Origin of the sequence: uncultured Desulfovibrio sp. (genome assembly GCF_944327235.1) — a bacterium.
GTDB lineage: Bacteria > Desulfobacterota > Desulfovibrionia > Desulfovibrionales > Desulfovibrionaceae > Desulfovibrio.
Map to the genome: position 1 here is coordinate 1 of NZ_CALVHE010000116.1, position 6525 is coordinate 6525.

At 63.2% G+C, this 6525-nt stretch carries 5 protein-coding genes; 2 read left to right on the forward strand and 3 right to left on the reverse strand.

Translation table 11 applies throughout. The annotated features are described in order from the left end of the window. A partial coding sequence (gene infB / locus Q0K00_RS11025; RefSeq protein ID WP_297229496.1) for a translation initiation factor IF-2 occupies positions 1-1797 on the forward strand: 1797 nt, incomplete at its 5' end. Between the two features lie 306 nt (positions 1798-2103). Further along, positions 2104-3060 carry a UDP-glucuronic acid decarboxylase family protein gene (locus tag Q0K00_RS11030; protein ID WP_297229498.1) on the forward strand — a complete coding sequence of 319 codons (957 nt, stop codon included), beginning with the start codon at positions 2104-2106 and terminating at the stop codon, positions 3058-3060. Between the two features lie 368 nt (positions 3061-3428). Here the strand turns inward: Q0K00_RS11030 and Q0K00_RS11035 are convergent, their stop codons facing one another. From Q0K00_RS11035 to Q0K00_RS11045, 3 genes are all read right to left on the reverse strand, one after another. Continuing rightward, a complete protein-coding gene (locus tag Q0K00_RS11035) occupies positions 3429-4502 on the reverse strand; it encodes an ABC transporter substrate-binding protein (RefSeq protein ID WP_297229500.1) in 1074 nt (357 codons plus the stop codon). A 135-nt stretch (positions 4503-4637) separates the two neighbouring features. Next, positions 4638-5054 (reverse strand): MATE family efflux transporter, encoded by a 417-nt coding sequence (locus Q0K00_RS11040; RefSeq protein ID WP_297229502.1) that lies wholly within the window; start codon positions 5052-5054, stop codon positions 4638-4640. Continuing rightward, positions 5006-6004 (reverse strand): MATE family efflux transporter, encoded by a 999-nt coding sequence (locus tag Q0K00_RS11045; RefSeq protein ID WP_297229504.1) that lies wholly within the window; start codon positions 6002-6004, stop codon positions 5006-5008. Before Q0K00_RS11045 ends, Q0K00_RS11040 begins: the two co-directional genes overlap by 49 nt. Between the last annotated feature and the right edge of the window lie 521 nt (positions 6005-6525).

Here is a 6525-nt window from a genome sequence, read left to right on the forward strand (position 1 = left end):
CTGCCCGCCGCCCAGCAGGCCACCCAGCCCCTCAAGGCCGCCAAGCGCAAGATCCGCGTGGATGAAGCCATCGTGGTGGCGGACATGGCCCATCAGATGGGCCTGAAGAGCACCGAGATCATCAAGGTGCTGTTCGGTCTGGGCGTCATGGCCACCATCAACCAGTCGCTGGATATCGATACGGCCACCCTCGTGGCGGCGGAATTCGGCTACGAAGTGGAAAAGACCGGTTTCTCCGAAAGCGATTACCTGCTTTCCGGCGAGCCGGACAAGCCGGAAGATCTCAAGCCGCGTCCGCCCGTGGTGACCATCATGGGGCACGTCGACCACGGCAAGACCTCCCTGCTGGACGCCATCCGCAAATCCAATGTGACCAGCGGCGAAGCGGGCGGCATCACCCAGCATATCGGGGCCTACCATGTGAAGACCAAGCGCGGGGAGATCGTCTTCCTCGACACGCCCGGTCACGAGGCCTTCACGGCCATGCGCGCCCGCGGCGCGCAGGTCACTGACCTTGTCATCCTGGTGGTCGCCGCCGACGACGGTGTCATGGAGCAGACCCGCGAAGCCATCAACCACGCCAAGGCGGCCAATGTGCCGATCATGGTGGCGGTCAACAAGATGGACAAGCCCGGAGCGGATCCCGACCGCGTGCTGCGCGAGCTTTCCGAGCTGGGCCTCCAGCCTGAAGACTGGGGCGGGGACACCATCGTGGCCCGCGTGTCGGCCAAGACCCGCGAGGGCCTGGACGACCTGCTGGAAATGGTGGCCCTGCAGGCGGAGATCCTCGAACTCAAGGCCAACCCGGACAAGCCCGCTCACGGGCGCATCGTCGAAGCCAAACTGGACAAGGGACGCGGCCCCGTGGCCACGGTGCTCATCCAGGAAGGTACGCTGCGTCAGGGCGATACCTTCGTCTGCGGCCAGTTCTCCGGGCGCGTGCGCGCTCTGCTCAACGATCAGGGCAAGAAGGTCAAGGAAGCCGGTCCGTCCATCCCCGTGGAAGTGCAGGGCTTTGACGGCGTGCCGGAAGCCGGTGAGGAATTCTTCTCCGTGGCGGACGAAAAGCTGGCCCGCCGCATCGCGGATGCCCGCGCCGTCAAGCAGCGTGAGAAGGAGCTGGCCAAGGAGTCCCGCGTGACGCTGGAGACCTTCCTCTCGCGCCGGGCCTCGGATCAGGAAGCGCTCACGCTCAATCTGGTGCTCAAGGCCGACGTGCAGGGCACGCTGGAAGCCATCACCGAAGCGCTCAACAAGCAGAGCACGGACAAGGTGCGCATCAGCGTGGTGCATGGCGGCACCGGCGCCATCACCGAGTCCGACATCCTGCTGGCTTCGGCGTCGCAGGCCATCATCATCGGCTTCAATGTGCGTCCCACCGCCAAGATCAAGGATGTGGCCGAGCGGGAAAACGTGGATATCCGCTTCTACGATATCATCTACAAGCTCGTGGACGACATCAAGAGCGCCATGGCCGGTCTGCTGGCTCCCGTGCAGCGCGAGGTCTACCTTGGTCAGGCCGAAGTGCGCAAGACCATCAGCGTGCCCAAGGTCGGCATGATCGCCGGTTCCTATGTGGCGGACGGCAAGATCGCCCGCAACGCCGGGGTGCGCCTGCTACGCGACGGCGTGGTGGTCTACACCGGCAAGATCAGCTCCCTCAAGCGCTTCAAGGATGATGCCCGTGAAGTGGTCAAGGGCAATGAATGCGGTGTCGGCCTCGAGAACTTCAATGACATCAAGATCGGTGACATCATCGAAGCCTTTGAGACCGTCGAAGAAGCCGCTACGCTCTAATACTCTGACGGATTGACGGCGCGTCCCCGCTGTCGCGGGGACGGCGCTTGTTACGAGGGGGAGAGGGAGACCGTTTTGAAAAACGGTCTCCCTCTCCCCCTCGCGCTCCTCCTCTCCCTTCCCCAATCTTTTGCCGGGGGCGATACGCGGCTTGCTTGTCCCGCAATGCGACCTCCGCCCGCCGGTCCCCCGGCGTCACGGCAAGAAGCGCAATCCCTGTCAGCCGCGGGCCCGTGGCCGTGTTTGCATCCTGTGCCCATTCAGGATAATGAACAGAGATACGCTTTTCGGAGGTCAGCGCAAGCCATGCATTTGCGAAAAAGGATTCTTGTGACGGGCGGTTCGGGCTTTCTGGGCTCGCATCTGTGCGCGCGTCTGCTGGATGAGGGGCATGAAGTCCTCTGTGTGGACAACTTTTTTTCCAGCGCCCGCGCCAATGTGGAAGAGCTCATGGATAACCGGCGCTTTGAGCTGATGCGCCATGACGTGACCTTTCCGCTGTTCGTGGAGGTGGACGAGATCTACAATCTGGCCTGTCCGGCCTCGCCCATCCACTACCAGCATGACCCGGTGCAGACCGTCAAGACCTGCGTGCACGGGGCCATCAACATGCTGGGGCTGGCCAAGCGCCTGAAGGCCCGCATCTTCCAGGCCTCCACCAGCGAAGTGTACGGCGATCCCGACGTGCATCCCCAGCCGGAGACCTATTGGGGGCATGTCAATCCCAACGGCATCCGCGCCTGCTACGATGAGGGCAAGCGCTGCGCGGAGACGCTCTTTTTCTCCTACTGGCGGCAGAGCGGCCTCAAGATCAAGGTGGGCCGCATCTTCAACACCTACGGGCCCAAGATGCATCCCAACGACGGCCGGGTGGTCTCCAACTTCATCGTACAGGCCCTGAAGAATGAGCCCATCACCATTTACGGCGACGGCAGCCAGACGCGTTCCTTCTGCTATGTGGATGATCTCATCGAATGCATGTGCCGTCTCATGGCCTCGCCGGACAGCGTGACCGGGCCGGTCAACATGGGCAATCCCGGTGAGTTCACCATCCGCGAACTGGCCGAGAAGGTGGTGGCGCTCACCGGCAGCGCCTCGAAGATCACTTACGAACCCCTGCCCGGAGACGACCCCAAGCAGCGCCGTCCCGACATCAGTCTGGCGCGTGAGCTGCTGGGCTGGGAGCCGCGGATCGCGCTGGAGGACGGTCTGAAAAAGACCATCGCCTACTTCGAGGAGCAGCTCAGGGCCGGGCTGGCCTGATGCGCGCCGCGGCGCGTAGTCTTTGTGACGGACAGGCGAGGCGGGGGATCCCCGCCTCGCCTTTTTCATGGCGCGCACGCGACGCGAGCCGTTCGGAACATGTTCAGTTTGCAACGCTTCGCGCCCCAAACCATACGGCCTGTCATTTCGCGGTAAAGACGCGTTTTCCCGCTCACGTTGGGTCGGGCGGCGTTGTGCCGCCGTCTCGCGTCATGCCGTTTTCACTGGCGAGAACTAGAGCGGATTCGCATTGAAATCGTGTCCGATTTCCCTGCTGACGCTGCCCTCACACTACGGAAAAAGCGTGGTTTTTCCGTGTGTTCGGTTGCAGGTAGTCGCTCTCGCGACTACCAGAGCGATCCACATTTTCAATGTGGAATTGTTCTATCTGACGCGCTTGAGATACGCGTCCGTGGCGTAGCTGCCGTCGGAGACCTTTTGCGCCTCGTCGACCTGATACGGTTGATCCGCAGATAGTAACGGCAGATCTCGCTTTGCCACGCCTGCGCCTGGCTTTGCCCCTTTGTCCCGTCAAAGAGGGCAAGCTGTTCTTCCAGAGAATAGACGGGATGGTTCTTGATGTCCTCCTCGGCCAGTCCCTTCGGATAGTCACGTTGCAGATATTCCCGGAAAAAGCGTTCGTATTCCGGGACGATCTGTTCAAGCGGCGTCTCCTTCATCATGTCCACGGCCCGCAGGTACACGCTCAGGAAGCGGGCCGCCACATCGGGGTTGGCCTTGGCATAGTCGCTGGCGGCGATGAGCACAATGGGATTGCCCAGCTTGCAGGTGGCGAGGTTCGCGGCCAGCGTGCCGCCCGCCTTCTGCGCTTCCAGCAGATAGGGCGACCAGAGGGCGACGCCGGCCCCCTTGCCATCCCGGAACGCCTCAAGCACGGATTGCTGATCCGTGTTCTTGATGACCACGTCCCCGTCCTTCAGGCCCAGAAGGTTCAGCCAGGCGCTCAGGGCATAGTGGGCCGAGGAGACGGTCGTCACGTAGAATGTCTTTCCTCTCACCGTGTCAGGGCTGCCGAGAAGGTCGGGGTAGTCCTTGTTCCAGCCTCTGGTCTGGGCGATGGGGGAGCCCGCCGGGACGACGACGCCGTTGCTGCGGGATTCGTCATTGGCGATGCCGATGATGAGCGTGTCGAAACGGAGGTTGCCCAGCATGGCCGGGACGGCCCCGATGGCCGCGAATTGCCATTCCTTGCGGGGCAGGGCATTGAGGATGTCCGAGCCGGACTGGAAGAGCTTCATCTCGATGTCGAGACCGGCTTCCTTGTCCCAGCCCTTGCTCTTGGCGTACCACATCAGAAAGGTCTCGTGCTCGCCGAGCCAGGCCGTGGAGAGCTTGGTCAGTTCGCCGCAAAGGGCCCATTGCGTGGACAGCAGCAGGGTGAGCAGCAGCGTCGCCGTGGTGTGCAGCATCCTTCTCAACATATGTTTCTCCTGTGTGTCATGCGCGGCATGTCCCGGAGGAATGCCGGTTAGGGGATGGAGCGGGGGAGGGGAGGCGTCCGTATCGCGCGGACGCGGCCATGCGCCTCCCCCGTGCGTCAGGGGCGTCGCGGTCGTTCAGGACGCTCGCCCCGTCAGGGCATAGCGTTTCCAGTCCGCGTACAGCAGCGTCCAGAAAAGCTGCGCGAACTGGACGATCTGGGATATGATCATGGCCCAGTACACGCCGGAAGAGGAGTCCATGACCTTGTGCCCCAGCCACCAGGAAAGCGGCAGGCGCACGCACCAGACCGAAATGAGATAACTCCACATGGAATAGCGGGTAGCGCTCGCGCCGATGAACACCCCGACCAGCACGAGATTGGCCACCATGACCGGCGCGGAAAGGAAATTGAAGACCAGATAGCGTACGGTCTCCTCCCGCACCGCCGGGTCCGGGGACATCATGGCCGCCAGATCGTGACGCAGGAACCAGAGGATCACCGTCAGCAGGCCCATGTCCAGGACGGCAAAGAGCAGCATGGCATAGGCCACGCGCTGCGCCTCGGCCTGTCCCCTCTGCCGAGGCTCTGTCCCACCAGGACAGCCACCGCCATCTGGCAGGCCACAGCTGGGAGGAAGATGACGGCCTCGATGCGCATTCCGGCCGTGAGGCCCGCCAGCGCGCCCACGCCGTCGTGGGGCAGGGTCATGGTGATGATGAGCACGAGGACGAACCCTGTCTGCCAGAGGACCGAGGTCCCCAGCGCGGGCAGGCCCACGCGCAGCAGGTAGCCGCCCCCTCGCCGCGCCCAGCGGAGCGGAGGAAGGGCGTCCCGCCGCAAAAAGCCCGCGCGCCGGATGATGACCAGCAGGATGACGGCCCCCAGGAGGATCGAGCCGAAGGACGCCCAGGCCAGACCGGCCGCGCCGTAGCGGGGGAAGCCCCACCAGCCCAGACCGAACGCGAGATCGCCCCAGATGTTGGCTGCTCCGGCAAGGAGCATGACGCCGAGCGGCAGCAGCACGATGCGGGCGGAACGGAGGACGGACGTACTGATGGTGAGCAGATACTGCCCCGGCAGGGACCAGAGGGAGATCTCGAGGAAGAGGGCGGCGGATGGCAGCAGATGTTCGGGCGTCCGCATGAGCGCCAGCAGTTCCGCCTGGAAGATCCCGCCGAGGCAGGCCAGCAGGATGCCCGCGCCCAGTCCGGCGAACAGGACCAGCCCGACGAAGCGCCGCGCCCGCTGATCGCGTCCCGCGCCGAGGCTCTGGCTCACGGCGGCCACAGCTCCGTTGCCCGTGGCGATGCCGATGGTCATGAGCACCATGTTGCACTGGGCGATGAGTCCTATGGATGCCTGGATGTCCGGGCCGATGTGCCCGGCCGCCCAGACATCCGTCAGGCCGATGCCGAACTGTACGAGCAACGTGAGGATCTGCGGCCAGGTCAATGTCCACAGAGAACTCCAGCGCGCGCGTTGGGATGTCGACGACTGCATGGCGGCTCCTGCCTGTTTTGCGGGGAAAGGCCCGGAGTCCTTTCCCCTGCCCGGCGTGACGAGTTGCCTGACGGAGGCCGTCCTCTGCCGTGCGGCTTGGCGACCTTCCGTCGTTCGGCCTTCAATGCCTGTTACACAGATTTTGCAAATGATTTAAACATATAAGACAAGTAGGCTGGGCCAGCTCCGCGTGCATTGGGGCGGAGTCGCCTTGCGTCCCTGTCTCTTCCCCCAGACAGAGCATTTTCCGTTTGAAACGCTTTGCGCTCCAAACCATGCGGCCTGGCGTTTCGCGGAAAAAACACGCTCATCCCGCTTGGTTTCGGCCGGGCGGCGCGGTGCCGCCGCCTCGCATTTTGCCGTTTTCAGGCAAAATGCTCTAAAAGCGCGCTGGGGAAGGGATGGGTCACCCCTTCCCCCCAAAACAAGCGGTGGATGCTGAAGATGCTCTAGGGTCAGGACTCATTAAAGGTAAAAAATGACAATGGCAGCAATATGGATTGCCGAAAGGAATGTATGGG